General features: G+C 46.1%; 25 protein-coding genes. 9 read left to right on the forward strand and 16 right to left on the reverse strand.

Annotated features, from left to right (window positions below):
- The coding region (locus tag AC1DXC_RS21290; protein WP_477459078.1) for a transposase family protein at nt 1-137 on the reverse strand (137 nt) is incomplete at its 3' end.
- A 163-nt stretch (nt 138-300) separates the two neighbouring features.
- Nucleotides 301-636 (reverse strand): DUF6616 family protein, encoded by a 336-nt coding sequence (locus AC1DXC_RS21295; RefSeq protein ID WP_477461204.1) that lies wholly within the window; start codon nt 634-636, stop codon nt 301-303.
- A 159-nt stretch (nt 637-795) separates the two neighbouring features.
- Here AC1DXC_RS21295 and AC1DXC_RS21300 point away from each other — a divergent pair, with 159 nt between their 5' ends.
- Nucleotides 796-1,074: a hypothetical protein gene (locus tag AC1DXC_RS21300; protein WP_477461205.1), complete on the forward strand. Its 279-nt coding sequence runs from the start codon at nt 796-798 to the stop codon at nt 1,072-1,074.
- Between the two features lie 387 nt (nt 1,075-1,461).
- Here the strand turns inward: AC1DXC_RS21300 and AC1DXC_RS21305 are convergent, their stop codons facing one another.
- The 6 genes from AC1DXC_RS21305 to AC1DXC_RS21330 form a co-directional block, all read right to left on the reverse strand.
- Nucleotides 1,462-3,195, reverse strand: a complete 1,734-nt coding sequence (locus AC1DXC_RS21305; RefSeq protein WP_477461206.1) for a peptidase associated/transthyretin-like domain-containing protein — start codon at nt 3,193-3,195, stop codon at nt 1,462-1,464.
- Nucleotides 3,196-3,217: 22 nt separating this feature from the next.
- Entirely contained in the window at nt 3,218-4,204 is a 987-nt protein-coding gene (locus AC1DXC_RS21310) for a FecR domain-containing protein (RefSeq protein WP_477461207.1), read from the reverse strand.
- Nucleotides 4,205-4,207: 3 nt separating this feature from the next.
- On the reverse strand, nt 4,208-4,780 hold the full coding sequence (locus AC1DXC_RS21315; protein WP_477461208.1) for an RNA polymerase sigma-70 factor: 573 nt from the start codon (nt 4,778-4,780) through the stop codon (nt 4,208-4,210).
- Between the two features lie 149 nt (nt 4,781-4,929).
- Nucleotides 4,930-5,601, reverse strand: coding sequence for a DUF6134 family protein (locus tag AC1DXC_RS21320; RefSeq protein WP_477461209.1), 672 nt, complete (start codon nt 5,599-5,601; stop codon nt 4,930-4,932).
- Nucleotides 5,602-6,265: 664 nt separating this feature from the next.
- Nucleotides 6,266-6,760 (reverse strand): SRPBCC family protein, encoded by a 495-nt coding sequence (locus AC1DXC_RS21325; RefSeq protein WP_477461210.1) that lies wholly within the window; start codon nt 6,758-6,760, stop codon nt 6,266-6,268.
- 165 nt (nt 6,761-6,925) lie between these two features.
- Nucleotides 6,926-7,738, reverse strand: coding sequence for a DUF3108 domain-containing protein (locus AC1DXC_RS21330; protein WP_477461211.1), 813 nt, complete (start codon nt 7,736-7,738; stop codon nt 6,926-6,928).
- Between the two features lie 252 nt (nt 7,739-7,990).
- Here AC1DXC_RS21330 and AC1DXC_RS21335 point away from each other — a divergent pair, with 252 nt between their 5' ends.
- Nucleotides 7,991-9,010 carry a sensor histidine kinase gene (locus tag AC1DXC_RS21335; RefSeq protein WP_477461212.1) on the forward strand — a complete coding sequence of 340 codons (1,020 nt, stop codon included), beginning with the start codon at nt 7,991-7,993 and terminating at the stop codon, nt 9,008-9,010.
- The gene (locus AC1DXC_RS21340) at nt 9,007-9,723 is read left to right on the forward strand and encodes a LytR/AlgR family response regulator transcription factor (RefSeq protein WP_477461213.1); all 717 of its coding nucleotides are present in this window, start codon (nt 9,007-9,009) and stop codon (nt 9,721-9,723) included. The genes AC1DXC_RS21335 and AC1DXC_RS21340 overlap by 4 nt, the downstream gene beginning before the upstream one ends.
- A gap of 138 nt (nt 9,724-9,861) precedes the next feature.
- On the opposite strand, the gene AC1DXC_RS21345 is transcribed toward AC1DXC_RS21340, so the two are convergent.
- The 6 genes from AC1DXC_RS21345 to AC1DXC_RS21370 all read right to left on the reverse strand — a co-directional run bounded on the left by AC1DXC_RS21345 (nt 9,862) and on the right by AC1DXC_RS21370 (nt 16,044).
- Nucleotides 9,862-10,881 (reverse strand): asparaginase, encoded by a 1,020-nt coding sequence (locus tag AC1DXC_RS21345; RefSeq protein WP_477461214.1) that lies wholly within the window; start codon nt 10,879-10,881, stop codon nt 9,862-9,864.
- A 28-nt stretch (nt 10,882-10,909) separates the two neighbouring features.
- Nucleotides 10,910-11,677 (reverse strand): TatD family hydrolase, encoded by a 768-nt coding sequence (locus AC1DXC_RS21350; protein ID WP_477461215.1) that lies wholly within the window; start codon nt 11,675-11,677, stop codon nt 10,910-10,912.
- A 115-nt stretch (nt 11,678-11,792) separates the two neighbouring features.
- Nucleotides 11,793-12,788 (reverse strand): FKBP-type peptidyl-prolyl cis-trans isomerase, encoded by a 996-nt coding sequence (locus tag AC1DXC_RS21355; RefSeq protein WP_477461216.1) that lies wholly within the window; start codon nt 12,786-12,788, stop codon nt 11,793-11,795.
- A gap of 144 nt (nt 12,789-12,932) precedes the next feature.
- Complete coding sequence (locus tag AC1DXC_RS21360) at nt 12,933-13,940, reverse strand: FKBP-type peptidyl-prolyl cis-trans isomerase (RefSeq protein ID WP_477461217.1); 1,008 nt, start codon at nt 13,938-13,940, stop codon at nt 12,933-12,935.
- Nucleotides 13,941-14,050: 110 nt separating this feature from the next.
- Nucleotides 14,051-15,025, reverse strand: a complete 975-nt coding sequence (locus AC1DXC_RS21365; RefSeq protein ID WP_477461218.1) for an FKBP-type peptidyl-prolyl cis-trans isomerase — start codon at nt 15,023-15,025, stop codon at nt 14,051-14,053.
- A gap of 8 nt (nt 15,026-15,033) precedes the next feature.
- Nucleotides 15,034-16,044, reverse strand: coding sequence for a DHH family phosphoesterase (locus AC1DXC_RS21370; protein WP_477461219.1), 1,011 nt, complete (start codon nt 16,042-16,044; stop codon nt 15,034-15,036).
- Between the two features lie 145 nt (nt 16,045-16,189).
- On the opposite strand from AC1DXC_RS21370, the gene AC1DXC_RS21375 reads away from it, so the two are divergent.
- The gene (locus AC1DXC_RS21375; protein WP_477461220.1) at nt 16,190-16,609 is read left to right on the forward strand and encodes a nucleoside-diphosphate kinase; all 420 of its coding nucleotides are present in this window, start codon (nt 16,190-16,192) and stop codon (nt 16,607-16,609) included.
- A gap of 128 nt (nt 16,610-16,737) precedes the next feature.
- Nucleotides 16,738-16,935, forward strand: coding sequence for a hypothetical protein (locus AC1DXC_RS21380; RefSeq protein ID WP_477461221.1), 198 nt, complete (start codon nt 16,738-16,740; stop codon nt 16,933-16,935).
- Here the strand turns inward: AC1DXC_RS21380 and AC1DXC_RS21385 are convergent, their stop codons facing one another.
- Together AC1DXC_RS21385 and recF are read right to left on the reverse strand one after the other, a co-directional pair.
- Nucleotides 16,936-17,226 (reverse strand): DciA family protein, encoded by a 291-nt coding sequence (locus AC1DXC_RS21385; RefSeq protein WP_477461222.1) that lies wholly within the window; start codon nt 17,224-17,226, stop codon nt 16,936-16,938. It abuts the gene before it with no gap.
- Nucleotides 17,219-18,319, reverse strand: a complete 1,101-nt coding sequence (recF, locus tag AC1DXC_RS21390) for a DNA replication/repair protein RecF (RefSeq protein ID WP_477461223.1) — start codon at nt 18,317-18,319, stop codon at nt 17,219-17,221. The genes AC1DXC_RS21385 and recF overlap by 8 nt, the downstream gene beginning before the upstream one ends.
- A gap of 221 nt (nt 18,320-18,540) precedes the next feature.
- Here recF and AC1DXC_RS21395 point away from each other — a divergent pair, with 221 nt between their 5' ends.
- The 4 genes from AC1DXC_RS21395 (at nt 18,541) to ytxJ (ending at nt 21,210) form a co-directional block, all read left to right on the forward strand.
- Nucleotides 18,541-19,167, forward strand: coding sequence for a hypothetical protein (locus tag AC1DXC_RS21395; protein ID WP_477461224.1), 627 nt, complete (start codon nt 18,541-18,543; stop codon nt 19,165-19,167).
- Between the two features lie 143 nt (nt 19,168-19,310).
- Entirely contained in the window at nt 19,311-19,988 is a 678-nt protein-coding gene (locus AC1DXC_RS21400; RefSeq protein ID WP_477461225.1) for a tetratricopeptide repeat protein, read from the forward strand.
- Between the two features lie 153 nt (nt 19,989-20,141).
- Nucleotides 20,142-20,639, forward strand: a complete 498-nt coding sequence (gene ribH / locus AC1DXC_RS21405; RefSeq protein ID WP_477461226.1) for a 6,7-dimethyl-8-ribityllumazine synthase — start codon at nt 20,142-20,144, stop codon at nt 20,637-20,639.
- A 241-nt stretch (nt 20,640-20,880) separates the two neighbouring features.
- Complete coding sequence (gene ytxJ, locus AC1DXC_RS21410; protein ID WP_477461227.1) at nt 20,881-21,210, forward strand: bacillithiol system redox-active protein YtxJ; 330 nt, start codon at nt 20,881-20,883, stop codon at nt 21,208-21,210.
- Nucleotides 21,211-21,256 lie beyond the last annotated feature (46 nt).

The following is a 21,256-nucleotide window of genomic DNA, read 5'->3' on the forward strand; positions in this document are numbered from 1 at the left end:
TCAATGCCGCATAAAGCTGCCGCGATTGTTATCGTGATGATATCCGTAAGTAGGTGCCGCTTCTTCCTGTCTATCCGAAAATCCTGCATCTCGCTGAAATAAGCAAAAATGCTGCTTGTGCTGTTTTTTGTATCCATCTGATTGTCAGATAAATATACAAAAAATAAATAGAAAAAACAACTTAAATGTCTAATAATCAGCTGTTTACTAAAGCCAGGATTTGTGAATTATTTTAATGCGTTTGCCCTGCGCAAAATACCCTAACTCACAATTAAAAACCGCCGGAAAGTTTAGCAAGGGTTAAATATTGATGAGTTTGCCAATGATATCCGTTGGGCTTGCTGCATTGCCTTTGAGGTTTAGCTGATCGAAATAATTGTACCAGCCTGCGCCGGTTACCAATGCCTCGAAGGATTTGGCCAGCTCATCGGTAGGGAATTTCCATACCGCGAAAAAATCGTGGCCGAGGCGCTCAACCGTGTCGGCATCGTTTTCGCCCCAGGTTATGATTTCTACGCCCTGCTCCAGCATTTGCTGTATAGCAGGACCTACCTGGCCCATGTATGCGCCACGTTCTTCGATACTTAAATCAAGCCAGGCTTGCTTGGCCGACCATACTTCGATGTAAAATTTCATCTGGTTGAGGTTTTAATTGGTTTAGCAATGATACTGATTTAAAGCGCATTAATGCGTCCATCTTCGTAAAATATTTTCACTGGGGTGATAGGGGTAGAAGCCAGCCCGGTTGTATTAAGGGTATATGAAGATACTGGTTTTAGAAGTAAAGCTGAAGGGATGATGGTAAGGTCGATACACGCACACGGGCATATCAAAGGCCTGTGCGGTTTTTTTGGCAGCATGCGCAACACCTTTGAAGTGTTGGATGGCGATACCCTAACGGTAACATCGGGCAGGTTTTGCGGGTTGAGGTTCGATTTTGAGCCGGGGCTGTGCAGCGTGAGTTATGGTTATTGCAGCATCTGTTTCGACCTGACGGGAGATTTCACGGCTGACGCACTGATCAGGGCATTGTTAAACCACCGGATTATAAAGGATGAGGATTGGGAGGATTGAACAGGTTTTTTGTCCAGTTTTATTTTGTGGAAATTTGGACAAATCCGGTGGAATTTTGCCCTTTCGCGAAATGAATACATGCCGGTCTGTCGACTCTGCCACTGGCTTAAATTTTCAAAAATACCGTAAAAAATCCGAGAAAATCCGAGTTTTTCGGAGTTTTTTGGCGCTTTTTATGGCTTTTTCCTTGCAATCATAAAAAGGGCGAAATTTGCATGGAATGGCTGTGTTTGACTAAATCGTGCGTTTACGGGCCAAAAAAAATTTCCAGCTTTTTCCAATAAATCGCACCTGCCGCAGCTATAAATTTCCAGGAAATTCCAGCTTTTATTTGGCATGAAAAGCTTCGATGAGAATCCTTAATAATCTCACCGCGCTACGTATTGCCTAAAAGAAATTCAGCCCAACATTCCATCCCATAAACCAGTTGGCGTTTTTAGCCGGGTTGAATTTGGGGTGCAAATCCTGCAGCAAGGCATAGCCCTTTATGGCATTATGCTGCCCGGTGTAGTACAAGTTTGCCGATGGCCCGCCGATGATTGCGATGCCTTTGCCCAACCGGATATTGATGTTAGCATCAAACCGGGTAAGCAGGTTGGTATAATGCCAGGTGCCCTGGTAAAGGTAGCGGCTGCTCAACTCAGGGTTAAAATTGAGCCATTTGCCAATGCCCAAAACGGTGCCGAAGCCCATCCCTATGCCGTATATCCTGGCGTTTTGGCGTAGCCTTGCGCCGCTGGTGTATAGGGTATAAAAATTTTCGCTGCCCGATTTTAGGGTGAGGTTGGCATCCAGCGTTTCGTTTGCGCTAAGGGTAATTTTATGGTAGCCGTTCCGTACGATATTAATCAACCCTACGCTGAAACCGCGCGAAGTATCCGCAATATTGATTAGCCCGAGCTGCAGCCCGCGCAGATTTTTGGCGTAATTGAATAAGCCGCCCAACTGTATGCCCTCGAATTTACTGCCCGCCACGTTGCCTATGGCAGCCACCTGTATACCGCTTACGTTCTTATTGGCGATATTGCCTAGCGGCGCCACCTGCACGCCCGATACCTCGCCGCGCACATGGTTATATAAACTCATCTGCACGCCGTTTAAATTGCGCTTTACGCTATTATGCAAAATGGCTAATTGTACCGCATTCACACTGCCCAATACGTTATTGTAAAGCCCGCCTATCTGCATCCCGCCAACATTGCCGCCCACTATATTAAACGCCCCGGCAAACTGGAAACTCTTTACGTTGCCCTTATCTAAATTAAAAATAATACCTATCTCGGCACCATCAACGCCGGCGTTGTAACCGCCAACGGCGTTCAATGATACCGTGTTCACAATTTGGCCGTTCATGGCATCATGGGTGCTTACGTTGGGTATAGCCGATGCCTGAAACGGCGCATTGGCTATCAGTCCCTTTAAATTGGCTGCCTGTATTTTTTGTTTGGTGGACAGGACGAGCTTACCTATCGACGTGGTCTCTATCCCCTCCGGGTCGTCATTCAAAGCGTAGTACAGTACGCTTTTACCTGTAACGCGGTGCACGTCTACATCGCGCAGGAAAGTAATAGTGGTATCTTTATACAATTCCTTGCTGATGGTGAGTTGCACCTGGTTGCCCGCATCCCGTAGTTTCAGTTCAAAAAAACCATTGGCATCGGTAAGGGTACTTTGCAAAATGTTTCGCTCGTAAACGGTGGCATTGGGTAGTTTTTTGCCGCTATGTTCGTCTGCAATAAAACCATTGATAACGAATTCTTCGCCCTCGGTGGCGGTTTTATCGGCAAGCAGGTTAAGCTGCAGGGGCGCATACCGCAGGATGATGAAATCAGTCGCTTCTTTATATTCGAAACGGCGCATCAGTAACCTGTCCAGCACTTCTTTTATCGTCCAGTTATCAGCGTCCAGGCTCACCAGGCTATCGGCTTTGAGCAGGTTGCTATTGTACGAAAAGAAGAATTTACCCTTTTCTTCGATGGTTTTCAGCATTAAGCCTACCGGCCTGTCTTTTATATGGATGGAGATACTGCGGCCCAGCAATGATTGCGCGCATAACCGCTGACTTAGGGCCAGGGGAACAACACAGGCGATAAAAAACAGCAAACGCTTCGGTAGCAGCATGTATTAAGGTAATAGATGGTATTTATTTGAGGATGATCTGCCCGTTTTTACGCTCTACCTTTATCTTGAATGTTTCCTGCACCACCATCAGCACCTGCTCCAGCGATTGATCCCTGAAAACCGTGGTAATAGGTAATTGCTCCAGCGCTTTGTTTTCGATGACGATATGCGCACCATAAATGGAATTGAGCGCGGGCACCAGTTCGGCAAGCGGGGTTTGGTCGCACACCAGCTCGTGGTTTACATAATAGCTGTATAGCTTACCTTTTACACTTTGCTTGCTCAACCTGGCTTTGCTGCTGCCTACCTCGGTCTTTTCGCCTGGGTTAAGGTTGATGCTGTCGCGGCTCCTGGCCACACTCACTATGCCGGTAGCTACGATTACTTCGGTTTTGCCATCCCTGCTTTTTATATTGAAAGACGTACCAACCACCCTAATGGTTACATCGTTTACCTTAATAATAAATGGCTTGGTTTTATCGGGCGTAACATTAAAAAAGGCCTCGCCCTGCAAGCTTACGTTCCGTTGGCTGCCGCTGAATTTTTGCGGGTAGGATAAAACCGAGGACTTGTTCAGCGTAACCACCGAGCCATCAGACAGCGTATCTGGCAGCACCGCGTTATTACTCGCAACGGTTACCACCTTCGAGCCATCGTTTAAATAATTAAGCGCAAAATACCCTACAGTGCAAAGCACTATTATGGATGCAGCCATCGCAAGCCAGTTTCTTTTTTTAGTTTGGAGCGGCACAACCTGCGCATCGCCAGCTGCGGGCATGTTTTTGATGCGGTTTTGCAGGCGGGCGTAAGCAGCATCTTCATCCACGCTACTTTTAGCCGCAAGGGCCAGGCTCTCGTCCCATATGCGTTTCAGTTGGGCGTAATGCGCTGTGTTTGCAATGTCGGCGGCCAGCCAGGCTTCCACTTCGGCGGCTTCGGCAGGCGTAGCTTCGCCAGCCAGGTGTTTCACCAGCAAATCGTCGTTTATATGGCTGTGTTGCTTACTCATCTGCTATCGGTTTATCCATATAAAAAACATCAGCGTTAAAAATTCGGCCAACTTAAGTCGCATCAGCTTCAGGGCCTTGCCCATTTGGTTTTCGATGGTTTTTACCGATAGGCCCATCTGGTCGGCAATCTGCTGGTATTTCAAAGCCTCGAACCTGCTCATCTGGAAAATAATGCGGCATTGCTGGGGCAACTCCAACATGGCCTGCCGTATGCGGCTTTCCAGTTCGCCGGTCATTACCTTGTCTGATGCATGCTCGTTTTGCTCTTCCATTTGCCCGCTATAATAGGTCTCGAAATTGGCCTTAACCTTTTGGTGTTTGATGTAGTTGAGGCTTTCGTTATGCACGGCCCGGTACAGGTATGCCTTTATAGAGCCATCGGTTTTCAGCTGCTCCCTTTTTTCCCATACGCGGCAAAAAATATTCTGCACTACTTCTTCGGCCAGTTCGTCATCCTTCAAAAAAGCATAGGCATAAGCGTGCAGGCTTTTAAAATGAGTTTTAAACACCCATTCAAACACCTTTTCGCTGCCCTCTTTCAGTAAAGCAATAACCGTGCTGTCGCTGTATTCCACCCTTTAGCGGCTTATAATTTGCGCTAAAGATAGGGGTTGTCTGGATTGTCTGAACTCGAATTTTATGGAATTTTTGAAATTGACAGGATGTAAGGGAATATTCAAATTCTGTAAAATTCCATTAATTCGTTTAATTCGAGTTCAGATAGCTACGCCAGCTGTATCTGAATAGTATAAAGCGAATGATGTATATCCACCTTGCTGCAGATGCCGTTGGCGTAGGTGTAATAATTGTAGTTGCCGTCGGGCAGGTCTATGCGGTAAACGTGGCTGCCGGTTTTCTTTACCTGCAAAAACTGCTGGAAGTTATCAGAATACACCTGCGCGTTATCGGCAGGCTCGTGGTTGTATAGCAGCATCAGGTTGGTGCTGATGTTTTGGTTAAGCGTACCGTTTTTGCCCTCAGCAATGGTTTGGTAGGCATTGCCTGTGGCTATGGTTTGCCTGTTGGCTTTTTCTTTGCCGTTTACGTTGCGTAGCACGTGCGAATTTACCAACCGCCCATTCTGGAAGGTGGACTCCTCGTTGCAATTAACTTTTATGCTGAAGATAAAGCGCATCTTCACTTCGGATATCATCTTGAGGTACAGGCTCTCGCCATCGCGCCGCTGGTAAAAATCCAGATGGCCCACCACCTTGCCACTGTGCAGTATATTGTATTTTACGGTTTGTTCCTGCGCGGAAGCGGTACCGGGATGTGCGAGCAGCAACAAGCAGCCAGCCGTATTGCGTGCGAGCTTTACTGCCCTGTTCCCCTTGTATCGGCCTATTGCCGGCATGGCGTATTTCTTAAAAAGCCATGTAAGTAATGCTATCATCATTGCGTGTATTTTTTGTTTTATACACGTATTACAATGATGCAGACTGTTACCCCTATGCGAGGATAAGGATTTATTTTATTTTTTGATTTCCTGCTTCCTATTGGCGCAGGGTCTCTTGATAGATTTAAGTTAACCCATAAAATCTGCGCACAAAAAAGTCGTGAGAACCCATAAAGCGTTCCCATGGAACGCGCTTTTATATCTTACTTTTTTCTACCCATAAGGTATCCCGAAGGGATACACATTTACCTTCTTCGTCTCTTCGGGATGGCTTATGGGTAGACCCATTTAAACCGCCCATTTACGTTCCATCGCAACGTTTTATGATATTAAGTATGCAATAGGGATGTCTTTTCAGGCACAATATTTTATGGGTTAACTTAAATCTATTGAGAGCCCCCTGCGGCGACGAAAATAAAAAGCTTCCCGCCCGATAGCAGTTAAGAGTGTTGTTGCTTCTTTTTCTTTGAAACGCTGCTGTTTTTCAGCCGGGCTACTTGCTTCCGCATATCTTCTAAAGAGGTATTAGGCTGTTTGGAGATGGCTGCCTGAGCCCGTTTGTTCATTTCCGAGAATGATATCCTGTAATTCATATTTACTGATTTTCATCGAAACAATATTTACCGTCCGCTATGCGGGCTAATTAGTCAGCGGTCCTTAATCCTTATTTCCCCGCCAGCAATTCATCCAGATTACCCATACCCATGCTGAAGCCTTCTTTGAAGCCCATGCCGATGATGGTCTGCAAGTCGGCCTCCGAATCGAAGCGTATCTCTATATCCACCGTGGTAGCCTCGCCCTTAGCCGCGAATCCTTTGTTCCAATACGTCACCGGGAAATTGGGATTATCTTTATAGTCCTCATCGCAAAAAGTTACGGCGTTGGTTATCCTATCCTTTATGGTAATGGTCTTAAAAACCTCCTTGCACAATTGCGCATCGCCCTGCGGGCCTGTCATTGCATAAATCCACATGCCACCTTCCCTAAAATCCATCACTTTGGTTATGGCACGGTAGGGGCGTGGTGCCCACCATTTTTCAAGCAGCTGGGCTTCAGTCCAGGCCGTCCAAACATCAGTTAATGGGGCAGCAAAATCCCTTGATACATGAATTTTTTTGTTGGGCAGGTCCTGCGTAAAAATCATCTCTGTGTTTGGCATAGCTGTATGGTTTATGTTTTTAAGTATTGGCAAGTCGGGAGCAAATTTGTTCCTCTCACAAAGATATTACAACTAGGGCTGCATAAAAGTTGGCGCCGATAACAAAAAATGGCCGCCCAAGGGCAGCCCGTATAATTTTTCAGATGGGTACCGGTAGGGCGGTGCTTATTTTGTTAACTTATCCAAAATGTTGGGCGAACCGGCCGGCATCTTCACTTTGTAACGGTACATGCCTGCAAAGTTATCCTCCTCTTTCAAAAACTCGTGATTCTTTTTGCTTATCCAGAAGGTTTCGGTAGCATGGCGGCCGGCGTTATCGCTTTCGTAGAACAGTTTCCAGCAGTCAACTTTTTGGTTATCCAGTGTGGTAATCACTTCGCTGCCGATGACTTTATAGAGTTCATATTCGGGCTTGCCGAAACCGGCATCGTAAAAGTTGATGGCGAAGGTTTTGCCGGCAGCCAGCGGTAGCATCTCGAAGGTTTCCATATCCAGGTTCCAATTGTAGCAGGGTTCTGCAAAATCGAGCTCGAAGGCTTTGGCGGTGTTGGCAGCAACGGTATCGGCACCCGTAATGTTGTCGCTACCCCAGTTGAACGATTTGTTTTTGCCGTTAATGGTTTCTGAATGGTAGATAGGCGAGAAATCGTTTGCCTTGTTTACCGAATAAACTGTGCGGTAGCTTGCGGTATCGCCGCCAAACCAATGCTGAGTGGTGATGAATACTTTCTGGCCGTTTTGGGTGCCGGTTTTGGTATCGCGCAGCCAGAGCCAAAATTTAAGCACCTTAGGGCTTTTAGGGGTCTGGAAGTAGACTGCATACTGGCGCAGCCCGGGTTTCAGGCTTGCGGTGTTCAACCGGTTATCTTTCAGGCGGATGGTATCAACTTTTTGAGCAAGCGCGTATTTGGGCTGCGCAGATAAAAATAAGGCGAGCAGGCTGACGATTATAGCCGGGGTGGTGCAGTTTGTTTTCATGTTATTGATGATAATGGTATTGCGTTTTTGTTTATTGATAACAAAGGAGCGGCGGGGCGGGCAGGTGCCGAAACTATTTCAACCCAGTGCCTGCTATATTTAGCCGTTGAGGGGCTTTATTCAATATTTGCCAAACCAGCAACAAAACGCACGATTAGCCAAACCATGAAGAAAAACAGGTTATTGGTTGAATAAATAAGCCCATCGGTTTAAAACAATAGCCCCGCACCAAAAAGCTTCGTATTTTTAAGCATGAAATTATCCTCGGGAAAGCTTACCGCCATCCAACTGCAGCAGGCGGTTTGGGTATCGGTGTTCGTGGTGATTATGCTTTCGCTACTGCCTATGGATAGCTTTGGCCAGGCCTTTGCCTACGCAATTATCTATACGGCTTTTTACGCAACAATTATTTACGGCAATATCCTGTGGCTGTTCCCGCGGTTGTACCAGCGGGGCTATATCGTTTGGTACGTATTGGCCGTTATCGCGTTCCTGTTTTCGGTGGGTATCACACGTGGGTTTGTTACACTTACCGTTTACAATACTTTTTTTGCGTTGAAGCCCGAGGCGATGACCTTTAAGGTGTTATCAAGCTTCATTGTAGGCGGCGTGCTTATCTTCCTGCTCAGTTTTATCTTCCGCATCGCGATAGCCTATTTCGAACTGAAAAGGCAATCAGACGAAATCATAGCCCAAAAAACGCAGGCCGAGCTCAACCTGCTTAAATCGCAGGTGCAGCCACATTTTCTGTTCAATACGCTCAATAATATTTATTACGAGGCGTACCTGGAAGCGCCGCGCACGGCGGGACTCATAGAGCAGCTATCCAACATCATGCGCTATTTTGTAGACGAAAGCCCAAAACAGGTGGTATCTATAGGTACCGAGATACAATTCATCGAAAACTACATCGAACTGGAAAAAATCCGGATCCGCTACGATATCCGCATCAAATTCGAAAAACATTGCGATGCCTCGCTTAGCATCCCACCTATGTTGTTGATGACCTTTGTGGAGAATATTTTTAAGCACGGCATCGATAAATCCAGTACAGATAATAGGATTGACATCTCATTGCTGCAGGACGACGGCCGACTGATATTCACTACGGAAAACACCATGCCGCAGGTACCGCCGCACGCTGCCTCAACAGGCTTCGGTATTGCCAACCTACGCAAACGGCTGGAACTACTGTATAAGGATGATTTTGAACTGACTACCCAAAATAATGGCGATATTTACCATGCCCGCTTAAATATACCGCTGCCATGAGCCTGAAGTGCATTATTATAGACGATGAACCTAATGCGGTAAACCTGCTGGAGGTGCTTATTGGCCAAACCACCCAATGGCAGCTATTGGGCAAGTGCTATAACGCGCTGGAGGCGATAGAATTTATGAAGAGCCACAAGGTAGATTTCATCTTCCTGGATATAAACATGCCGCACCTTACCGGCATGGAACTAGCCGGACTGTTGCCGAAGGACACCAAAATAGTATTCACCACGGCCTATGCCGAGCATGCCGCCGAAAGTTACGCTTACCAAACGATAGATTACCTGCTGAAACCCATTACCCTGAAACGCTTTTTGGCTGCCACCCAGAAAATAGAGGCTAGTTTTGGAAAAACGGCCGTGCCGCCTGCAGAAATAGCCGCTATCAAGCCGGAGCCAGACTACTTCTTTTTTAAAAGCGGCAAGACCTTGCGCAAGATATTGCTGGATGAGATACTATACTTTGAAGGAGAGAAGGAGTACGTGCGCCTGGTAACAGGCGCTGAGGAATTGCTGATATACCGCAGACTAAAGGATATTGAAGAGCAATTGCCGCAGCCCTTTGTGCGGGTGCATAACTCGTATATCGTAAATACTAAACAGCTTAATAAAATACAGGACAACCACATTTACATCGGCAGCAAGCAGATACCGGTGAGCGATAAATTTCGAGAGAGCTTTATGGAGGCGATAAGGCAAAGGATATTTTAGGAGGCGGGTGCCGTTTATAAAAATCGTCATTGCGAGGCACGAAGCAATCTCTACGTAGGAAGAGCAGCTTTGCAGATCCGCCCCGCTTGCCGGGAGATTGCTTCGTGCCTCGCAATGACGATGGGTAAGAAAACTTCCCTACGACTCCGTCAACTCACCCCTTAAATCTTTTTCCAAACAGCGTTTCACTTCCTGCGGATCGTCTATTTCGCCGAGGAGGTACATCATTTTGGTTACTGCGGCTTCAAAGGTCATATCAAAACCGCTGGCTACGCCCATATCTTTTAGCTCTTTGCTGGTTTCGTAACGGCCTAGCTCTACAGTGCCCACTTTACATTGCGAGATATCCAGGATAACTTTTCCTGCGCCTATTGCGGCTTTCAGCAGGTCGATGAACCATTGATCTGTTGTAGTATTGCCCGCACCAAAAGTTTCCATTACAATGCCGCGCACATCTGCTCCTAAAATGGTTTCTACCACTTTGGGGCTAATACCGGGATAAAGTTTTAGCACCGCTACATCGCTAACGAGGTTGTTATGAACTTTTAACGGCCCTTCGCCCGGCTGCCGGATGTCGTTCGCGCTGAAACGCAGGTGCACGCCCGATTCGGCCAGTATGGGGTAGTTAGGCGAGCGGAAAGCCTCGAACTTGGATGAATTATATTTAAACGCGCGGTTACCGCGGAACAGCTTATAGTCAAAGTAAATACAAACCTCGGGAACGCGACTTTTGTCGTTCTTTTTGGCCTTGGCAATTTCGATGGCGGTCATCAGGTTTTCCTTGGCATCCGTACGTACGGCGCTTATAGGTAACTGCGAGCCGGTGAATATCACGGGTTTATCTAAATTCTGCAACATAAAGCTCAGTGCCGATGCTGTGTAGGCCATGGTATCGGAGCCGTGCAGAATTACGTAACCGTCTACATCGTCGTAATTTGCTTCTATAAGCGCGGCAAGTTCGCTCCAAACAGCGGGGTTCATGTTAGATGAATCGATAATCTGCTCAAACGAATGCACCTTTATCTTGCAGTTGAGCTTTTCCAACTCGGGCACATTATCCATAATCTGCTCGAAATTGATGGGTACTAGTGTTTTGGTAACAGGGTCGGTCATCATACCTATGGTGCCGCCGGTATAGATGATCAGTATTTGGCTCATGCGTTTGGTTTATGCTTTAATAAAATAATTACACCCCAAAAACTTTCTTTGAGTTTTCGGTGGTGGTGCTTGCCACTTCTTCTACGGTAATTTGATGCAGCTCCGCAACCTTTTGGGCTATGTATGTTAAATAAGCGCTTTCGTTAGGTTTACCACGGTACGGAACAGGCGTAAGATACGGAGAATCGGTTTCTAAAACGATATGCTGCAACCCGATTTCGGGTAAGATTTTGTCCAGCCCGGCGTTTTTATAAGTCACCACGCCGCCTATTCCCAGGTAAAAGCCTAAGGCAATTACTTTTTGGGCTTGCTCCAGCGTGCCGCTAAAGCAATGGAATATACCGCGCAACAGTTCGTCTTTTTCTTGTAGTAATACTTCATACACTTCGTCGAAAGCGTCGCGGCAGTGTATCACGATGGGCAGTTTTAGCTGCTTGGCCCATTTTATCTGCAGTTTAAAAGCCTGTATCTGTTCGGTTAAGAAGGTTTTATCCCAATAGAGGTCTATACCTATCTCGCCGATGGCGTATATGGGGTGCTTGTGCAATTCTGGCTGCATCAGCATCAGTTCGTGCTCCCAATCGGCCTTTACCGAGCAGGGGTGCAGCCCCAGCATGGCAAAGCAATTATCGGGGTAAGCAGCCAGTAAATCCGCTATCAGCGGCATAGAAGCTGCATCTACATTGGGTAAGAACAGCCGCTGCACGCCGCTATCCAGGCAACGCTGCATCAGGGCCTGCCGTTTTGCATCGTCGGTTTCGTAGTATAAGTGGGTGTGCGTATCTGTCAATACCATGCTGCAAAAATAAAAAAGCCTCCGTTGCAGGAGGCTTTTTATGCTGATTAAATTCAATTTTTACCGTTAGCTGCTTTTTTGTTGGCGTTTTGGCCTTGTAAAGCAGCGCGGGAGCCTACTTCTTGTCTTTGCCAGGCACTACATCTACCATCTCTACATCAAATATCAAGGTGCTGTAGGGTGCAATGTTGCCATTGCCTTGCTCGCCATAGCCCAGGGCCGATGGTATAACAAAGGTAGCTTTAGCGCCTTTGTTAAGCAATTGCAAGCCTTCTACCCAGCCCTGTATCAGCGGCTGTACGCCCAGGCGGAACATTAAAGGCTGGTAAGGGTTACCTTCCTGGTAAGTGCCTGCAGCCCTGGCTACAGATTCGATACTGGTATCGAACACGCTCTCGTTTGTGAGGCGGCCGGCGTAATGTATCACGATAGAATCGCCCGGCATGGCGTTTGGCCCTGTACCCGGTTTGGTGATCACATAACGCAGGCCCGAGGCCGTGGTTTGTAGCACCAGGCCATGCTTGCTTACGTAAGCGTTGGCATCGGCGGTTTCGGCTTCTTTTATTTTGACGAGCCCGGCCTGGCGTTCGGCCATGGCATCGGCGATGGATTGTATCTTAACGATTTTGATAGTGCACAAAATATTGCCGCCTTTGGCCAAAAATGCCGGGCGTTGTGCTTCCATGCCTTTAAAAACAGAATCGACAGGCACTTTTACGAAGGCGCTATCGTTTGCGGCCAGCAAAGGCAAAATATCCATCAGATCGCCCACGTTGCGCGATGGCTGCGCCTGCACTTTTACAGGCTGCCCCATTTTATAGCTGCTGAAAAGCACCGAATCTTTATCGGTACGCTGGGTAACGTGGAAGGTTACCACATCGCTCAATTTTATTTTTGGCCCGGTGTTTTTCCGGACGATTTTGTAAAGCACGCCGTTGGGCAATTTGGTAAAACCGCCTGCAACCAATATCGGCCCTTTTGCCGCCGGGCCTTTTTTGGCCGTTTTGCCTTTTGCTGTTGTGGCCTTGCCTTTAGCAGCCGGCTTTTTTTTCACCTGGGCGTAGCCGGTAAAAACGCTTAGGATTAAAATGATGGTGAGGAGTTTCTTCATTTGTATGTTTGTTTGTATTGCTGGCTGGTGTTCAAAGGCCTTATCCGGCAAAAATTATTTTTCTTAAAGAGCCGTCCGCTTATACAGGGCAGGCTATAAATGTTTAAATATCTCGTCGCTAGTGGCATAACAGCGTGTAGCGCTTCAGGGTTTAGGATGTACAATATCCACCACCTCTATCGTAAATACGGTTGGCGCAAACGGCGGAACCATCGGTGGGGCGCCTTGCTCGCCCCAGCCCAGCACTGAGGGGATCACAAATGTAGCTTTGGTGCCTTTCTTCAACAATAACATGCCTTCGTCCCATCCTTTTATCACCTTGCCTTCGCCAACGGCAACACGTAGCGGGGTAAATGCGCGGCCGGGATCCAGCGGCTGGTTGTTGGCAGCGGCAGCTTTAAGGGCATCTTCTTTAATGCTGCTATCGAATATTTTGCCGTTTAATAAAGTAGCGGTATAGTTTACTACTGCGGTATCGCCCTTGGCAATGTTTGCGCCGCTGCCGGGGGTGGTTATCTCATAAACCAGGCCCGATGCAGTTGTAGTAGTTTTCAGTTGATTATCATCAACGTATTTTTTTATTTTAGCAGGCTCAGCTTTCAACATGATATCGCCCTGCGCCTTTATGTATTCGGATACCCGCGCCTGGAAAACAGCATCGCTCAGGTTGCCTTTTGGTATCACTTTCACTACCTGTAGGTTGTAGATAAGGTACTTGCCTTTAATGCCAGAAGGCTTTGGCTGCCCTTTTTTGAATATCGAATCAATGTTCATTTTAAAGGTTGCGCTATCGCCTTCGCTAAGAAGGCCAAAGCCGGTGGTTATGTCGCCCTTCTTCTCCGGTTTAGGCATTGGGGCAAATACCGGGCGGCCTTGCTGGTAGGTACTGTAAAGCACCGAGTCGCCATCGGTTTTAAGCACCAGATTAATGCTCATGAAATCGCCTGTTTTGATGGTTGGGCCGGGTTTATCTACCACTATATTATAAAGCAAGCCACCACCGGCTTGTTTAAACCCATCTATCATGGGTAAGGGGGGCTTTTTGGCTGTTACGCCATTTGCCAACTTGCCTTTAGCAGCAGGCTTTTTTTTCACCTGTGCGTAGCCGGTAAAAACGCTTAGGATTAAAATGATGGTGAGGAGCTTCTTCATCTGGATGTTTAAGTATTGCGGGCTGTTGCCGGTTAGCCCTATCCGGCAAAAATATTTTTCATAAAAAAGCCTTCCGCTTATACACGGAAGGCTTTCTCTGTTCTTAAATATTATCTGATTGTTGGCGGTTGTGGTGCCGCAACTTTTGGTGCATTAGGGTTTGGATGAACAATATCCACTACCTCAACCGTGAACACGGTAATGGCAAATGGCGGGATCATCGGCGGCGCGCCTTGCTCGCCCCAACCTAAAGATGAGGGAATTACAAAGGTTGCTTTGGCGCCTTTGTTCAATAACAACAAGCCTTCGTCCCAGCCTCTTATTACCTTGCTCTGGCCTACGGCTATGCGTAACGGTGAAAATGGGCGGCGTGGATCGATCGGTTGTTTGTTGGCTGCAGCAGCCTTCTCTGCATCAGCTTTAATGCTGCTATCGAAGATTTTGCCATTGATCAATTTACCGGTGTAGTTTACTACGGCAGTATCGCCATTGGCAATGGTTGCGCCGCTACCGGGCGCGGTTATTTCGTAAACTAGGCCCGAAGCGGTGGTAGTGGTTTTGAGTTTATTATCCTCTGCGTATTTCTTAATCTTGGCAGGCTCGGCTTTCGCAATTGCATCGGCCTGGCCTTTCATATATTCAGATATACGGCCCTGGAAAACAACCTCGCTCAGGTTGCCCCTTGGTATTACTTTTTCTACCTTAACATTGTAAACCAGGTATTTGCCTTTGATGCCCGGCGGTTTTGGCTGGCCTTTTTTGAAAACCGAATCGATACTCATTTTAATGGTTGCGCTGTCGCCTTCGCTAAGCAGGGCAAAACCGCTGATGATATCGCCTTTTTTCTGCGCTTTAGGCATGGCGTTTATTACCGGGCGGCCCTGCTCGTAAGTGCTGAATATTACCGAGTCGCCATCGGTTTTAAGCACCAGGTTCAGGCTCATAAAATCGCCTGTTTTAATGGTTTCGCCCGGTTTATCTACGTGTATATCATAAAGCAAGCCGCCTTCAGCTTGTTTGAATCCACCTTTACAGCTTGCCAACCCTACAGCTGCAAGCGCAATTAACATTACGTTTTTCCTCATTTTAGTTTTTACTGTATTAATAGTTTTTTATATTCAGGTAATATTGTTTTGAATTTTGCTACCGTGGCCTCAAGGCTTTCGTTTGATTGCCCGCCCGCCGCGTTGCGGTGGCCGCCGCCGTTGAAATACTTTTTGCATATTTCGTTGGCCGGAAATTCGTCCTTACTCCTTAACGATAGTTTTACCATATCGGTACGTTCCACAATAAAGGCCGCTAATTTAATGGTTGCCATGGATAAGGCATAATTTACGATGCCTTCGGTATCGCCGGTGTTTACGCCGAACTTATCCAGATCAGCTTTACTAACGGAAATTAGGGCCGTATTGTATTCGGGCAATATCTCCAGCCGGTTGGCCAGGCAATGCCCCAAAAAGCGCAAACGGTTTTCAGATGCGCTGTTGTATATCAATTCGTGTATGCGCCAGTTCACCGCACCGCAATCTATCAGTTCGGCCGCTATGCGGTGCACATCTGATGTGGTATTGGGCAGGCGGAAGGAAGCAGAATCGGTAAGGATGCCGGCGTACAGGCAGGTGGCCACGTCTTTATCTATCAAATCTTTGCGGCCAAGCTCGTTAACGATGAAGGTATAAACCAATTGCGCAGTCGCGCAGGCCTTGATGTCCCAATAACGGTAATCGTCGAAATCCTGCGGCTCCAGGTGATGGTCTATCATCACTTTATAAGCTTTGCTGGCGCCCACCAGTTCGCCCATTTGGTTTATGCGGCTAAGGCTGTTGAAATCGAGGCAAAAGATGATAGCGGCATCGGCAATCAGCGCGGCGGCTTGTTCGGTATGCTCGGTGTAGATAATTACTTCTTCGTTGCCGGGAAGCCAGGCCAAAAAATCGGGGTAGTCTGTAGGTGCTATAACCCTTGCGTGGTGGCCAAGCTGTACCAAATAATTATACAAACCTAACGACGAACCCATAGCATCGCCATCGGGTTTGTGATGGGTAGTGATAACTATTTTTTGGGGCTGAGCTAAAAGTTCTGTAAGCGAGGCTAAATCCAACATCAATTTTTAAAAAGAAGTTGCAAAGCTAAATAAATTAATTAAATACAAACAGCTTATTTAATAGTAAAAGCTTTATGTTTCAGATGTAAAACCCTACTTTTGCGGCAATTTTAATAATCTATAATAAAAAGATTAACCCTGAGAAATGAAAACTAACCGCACATTTACCATGATAAAGCCCGATGCAGTAGCAAACGGCCACATCGGCGCTATTTTAGACCATATTACCAACGCGGGCTTTAAAATAGTAGCCCTTAAATACACCGCATTAAGCGCACAAAAGGCAGGCGAATTTTATGCCGTACACGCCGAGCGTGGTTTCTATGCCGACCTGGTAGGCTTTATGTCTTCCGGCCCTATCGTAGCTGCTATATTGGAGAAAGATAATGCCATTGCAGATTTCCGTACTTTGATTGGCGCAACCGACCCATCTAAGGCCGAAGCGGGCACTATCCGCCAGTTGTTTGCCAAATCTATCGAAGCAAATGCGGTGCACGGGTCAGACTCTGACGAGAACGCTGATATAGAAGGCAACTTCTTTTTCTCTGCTTTCGAAAGGTTCTAACAACCAAATACATGCAAAGGGCCCGCAAATTTTTGCGGGCCCTTTGTTATTAAATTCCTCTTGTTTTTTACAATATTCCTTGGTAGCTTTACGTTGTAAGTTATATTACGATAAGCCCAGCAAGAACCATGAGAGCCCTGTTTAAATACGTCGTTTATTCTATAATAATCGTTACTATTTTATTGGTGTCTTTAGATATTTTCCGTTACCATCCAGAAGCCCAGTTTGCTTTTATCTTCCCTGGTATATTTTTGCTGGCGTTTTCGCACATTATGGATGATGCCCTGCGCGGTATTACTGCCCGCATACGCTTAGGCCGCAGGTAATCACAAAAACACTATTTCTTCTACCAGTACGGTGTGTGCCTCGTCGTTTATTTTGGCGATGATTTGGCTGCGCATGTTTACCAACTCGTTTTTCACTACAGACGATTCGATGCGCAGGAACAGCTTCTTATCACGTATGAATAATTCTTTGGTGCGGTTGGCCATGGGCTTGCCCACAATATCAGCCCAGTTGGCTACCACATGGGTTTCATCGAACCGGCGTTTTATTTTGTACACATTAAGCATCTGCTCAATGGCTTCCTTAATGGATTTGTCGTTTGCTTTACGCATCTATATTACCCTCCGTTACCTTAAATAATTTTACATCCACCTTTATTGCCTCGAAAACCTGCTGTACCCTGCTCATGCTGGTATCGGTAATGAACACCTGCCCAAAATCGTTGTTGCTTACCATCTGCATCAGCTTGGTTACGCGGCCATCATCCAGCTTATCAAAAATATCATCCAAGAGCAATAGGGGTTTAAAACCTTTTTTTTGGGTGAGGAAGGTGTATTGCGCCAGCTTCAAAGCAATTAAAAACGATTTCTGCTGCCCCTGCGAGCCAAACTTTTTCATGGGCATGCCATGGATGTTGAACTGCAGATCATCTTTATGTATGCCGCTGGTGGTACGCTCCAGTATGCGATCGCGCTCGATATTCTTCTTCAGCAGGGTTGCCAGGCTATCATTCAGCAATTGCGATTCGTACACCAGTTCTACCTGCTCGGCACCATTGCTGATAAAGCTGTAGTGCTGGTTGAATATCGGCGTAAACGCTTCCATAAATGCCCTGCGCTTTTGGAACAGGCGGTTGCCCGATGCCGTGAGCTGCTCATCCATTACGGCCAGTAGTTCCGGGTCGTACCGGCCGGTATCGGCAATCAGTTTCAGCATGGCGTTGCGGTTGGCCAGGAACTTATTGTAGGCAATCAGCTCATCCAGGTACTGGTTATCTGTTTGCGATATTACATTATCGATAAATTTGCGGCGTTCTTCGCTGCCTTCGATAATAATGCTGATATCGTAGGGCGATACCATTACCAGGGGCAGCAGGCCTATATGGTCGGCCAGGCGCTGGTAATCTTTCTTATTTCGTTTGAATTGCTTTTTTTGGTTGCGCTTTACGCCGCAGGCCACCACTTCTTTATTGCCGTTTTTCTCGAACACGCCGTTCACCATAAAAAAATCGGCACCCTGTTTTATCTGCTGGCTATCGATGGGATTGAAATAGCTTTTGCAGAGGCTGAGGTAGTGCACGGCATCGAGCAGGTTGGTTTTGCCTGCGCCATTATTCCCCACAAAAGCATTTACGCCGGGGCTGAGGGTAAGCTCGGCTTCGGTATAATTCTTAAAATTTAAAAAGGAGAGCTGCTGCAGGTACATGGGATGGCAAAATTACGCAATTGGTTCATTAGTTCAGTGGTTCATTTGTTCATTGGTGGGTAGTTTATCATATCCTGAGAAAACCGCGTTAGCGATTGCAGTGGAAACCCCGGAATGGAGTCCCCACTTCTATCAGTGGGGACGGAATGAGGAGTTGTAACGGAAAGCGCGGGCCGCAGGCAACGCCATAATAATTAATGCAGATTGCTTAAATTTATCACATGCTAAACTTTATCAAAAGGACGGTACCCGTCGCAATTGTATTTGTTTTATCGGGTTACATTCTAAACTTCATTATAGCTGCTACAAGTTGCTCGTGTTCCGCATTGGATGTCTATTTGGGTGAGGGTTTTTTTGAAATCATTTCCTCATTTATAGTGGGCACTGTTATGCTGTTTGTTGGAATAGGGGTTTACTTCTTTATGCGAAAAAGGGTTAAGCACAGGCTTCGGTTTAAATATCTTTATTGGTCATTGCTGCCCCTTTTAATTTTATCCGGACCCATTTACGACAAAATCAATAATTGGAAATACCGACGCATGGAACTGTCTATCTGCCAAAAAAGCAACAGTGATGGTAGTATGAATGCGAAAAGTACCGGCCTTGATTTAAGAGAATATGACTATTTTAAGAAACACATGAAGGTTTTTGTGCCGGAATTACCCGGTAGCGCAAAAAATATCGACATCAGTTTCTATGGCGATGATTTCCTGGGGGATTTTAGCCTTAATATTAGCTTTACGTGCGCTATACAAGAGAAAATAATTAAAGGTCAAAACTGGGGCATTGAAAGCGTTGATGAAAGTCACGCAACGCAACGTGCATTTTATAGTAGTCACGTTCAGTAATATCATCAGTTGCTACAACATAGAGTCGACAAGTGCGCAACCCCGCTCATAATCAACCAAATCAACCGTTTAACTAACCAAAAATAATTATTTGTTAAAAGTTTTGAAAACCGTAGTTTTGCAAACTTAATTTTTAAATACAGATGTCAGCAACCGAGTTGAAAACAAAGGCTACGCCAGCGCAAACAGAAGCAGTGAAGAGTGGCAGCTTTGTTCAGGAGAACCAAAAAAGCTTGTTATTTATAGCAGCCGCTATCGTATTGATGGTAGGCGTATATATTGCCTACCTTAAAGTGTACCTGGGCCCACGCGAAGAAAAAGCAGCCAACCAAATACACGTAGCGCAAGACTACTGGACCAGAAAAGACTGGGACAAAGCCATAAAAGGTGCCGACAGCTACCCTGGTTTGGAGCAGATCATTAAAGATTACAGCAATACCAAAACCGCAAACCTTGCTTATTTTTACTTAGGCGTTGCTTATTTAAATAAAGGCGAGTACCGCAAAGCGATTGATAACTTCGATAGCTACCGTGGCGATGACATGATGGTTGCAGCCGAAGCATTTGGTGGCGCAGGCGATGCTTACGTAGAATTGAAAGATTACGACAAAGCAGAAACCTACTTCAAAAAAGCGATAGATAAAGCTAACAACCAATTCCTTTCTCCGGTTTACCTGAAAAAGCTTGGCCTGGTTTACGAAGCCAAGAACGATAACAAATCGGCAGCGGAAGCCTACAATAAAATCAAGACCGACTACCCTACAAGTGACGAAGCGCGTAGCATTGATGCTTACATAGCGCGTACCGAAGCGAAATCGTAATTAGGTTACCGAGAGGTTAGAAAAGTTAGAAGGGTTAAAAAAGTTGTAATTGCGAATGCGTTACTTCTTTTTTAACCCTTTATCCTTTTAAATATATTTGATTCCTAACTTTTTTAACATCTTTAACCTTTCTAACTATCAAAAACTAACACCATGTCTTCTGCCCTTAAAAACCTTTCAGATTTTTCTACTGCTACCGAAATACCATCGGCAAAGCCTTTTACTTTTGGTATTGTAGTGGCCGAGTGGAATGCCGAAATAACCAATGCATTATATAAAGGCGCTTACGATAGTTTGATAAAATACGGCGCAAAACCAAAACATATACACAGCTACCCCGTACCCGGCAGTTTTGAATTAACCAGCGGTGCCGAACTGCTTTTGCAAACCGGTAAATTTGATGCGGTGATATGCCTGGGCTGTGTAATACAGGGCGAAACCCGCCATTTTGATTTTATTTGCAATGCAGTTGCAAATGGCGTAAGTAATGTTGCCATAAAATATTCAAAACCTGTTATATTTGGAGTGCTTACTACCGATAACCAACAACAGGCTATCGACAGGGCAGGCGGCAAACACGGCAACAAAGGCGATGAAGCGGCTGTAACTGCCATAAAAATGGCAAAATTAGCCGCAACATTACGTGGCTAAAAGCGTATAATTGGGAGATATATAAATACAGGAAATGAAAAAGATATTTTACATAGTTGTTGTGGCCCTGGTAATTGGCATAGGCTTTTCCTCATGCTCAAATAAATTGTGCCCGGCATACGGCTCATACCCCAATAGGGGCCGGTAGGTAGCTTGCCATTTTAAGCACGCAACCTTAAAACATTACGCAGTTTTACATTGTATTTACTTTTAACAGAGTTTATACGTTTATTTTTGCGGCATGGAATGGATATCGTTGGAGTCGGCTTCGCAGCTGGATAGTATTAAGCAGCAACAAGGCTACAGCCTTATTTTTAAGCACAGCACCCGCTGCAGCATCAGCATGATGGCCAAAAGGCGCTTCGAGCTGGATTGGGAAGAGCTACCCGGCGATATGCCCCTCTACTTTTTAGACCTCATCAAACATCGCGACCTTTCCGCGAAAATTGCCGAAGATTTCCAGGTACACCATGAATCGCCACAGATGCTGGTGATAAAAAACGGCGAATGCATATTAGATCAATCGCACGGCGCTATCTCTGTTGATGAAGCGGTGAGCGTGTTAGCTTAGATTCAAGAAATCAAGAACCAGGAATCAGGACAGAAAATAGATGAAG

The sequence above is a fragment of the Mucilaginibacter sp. P2_D11 genome (assembly GCF_056404435.1).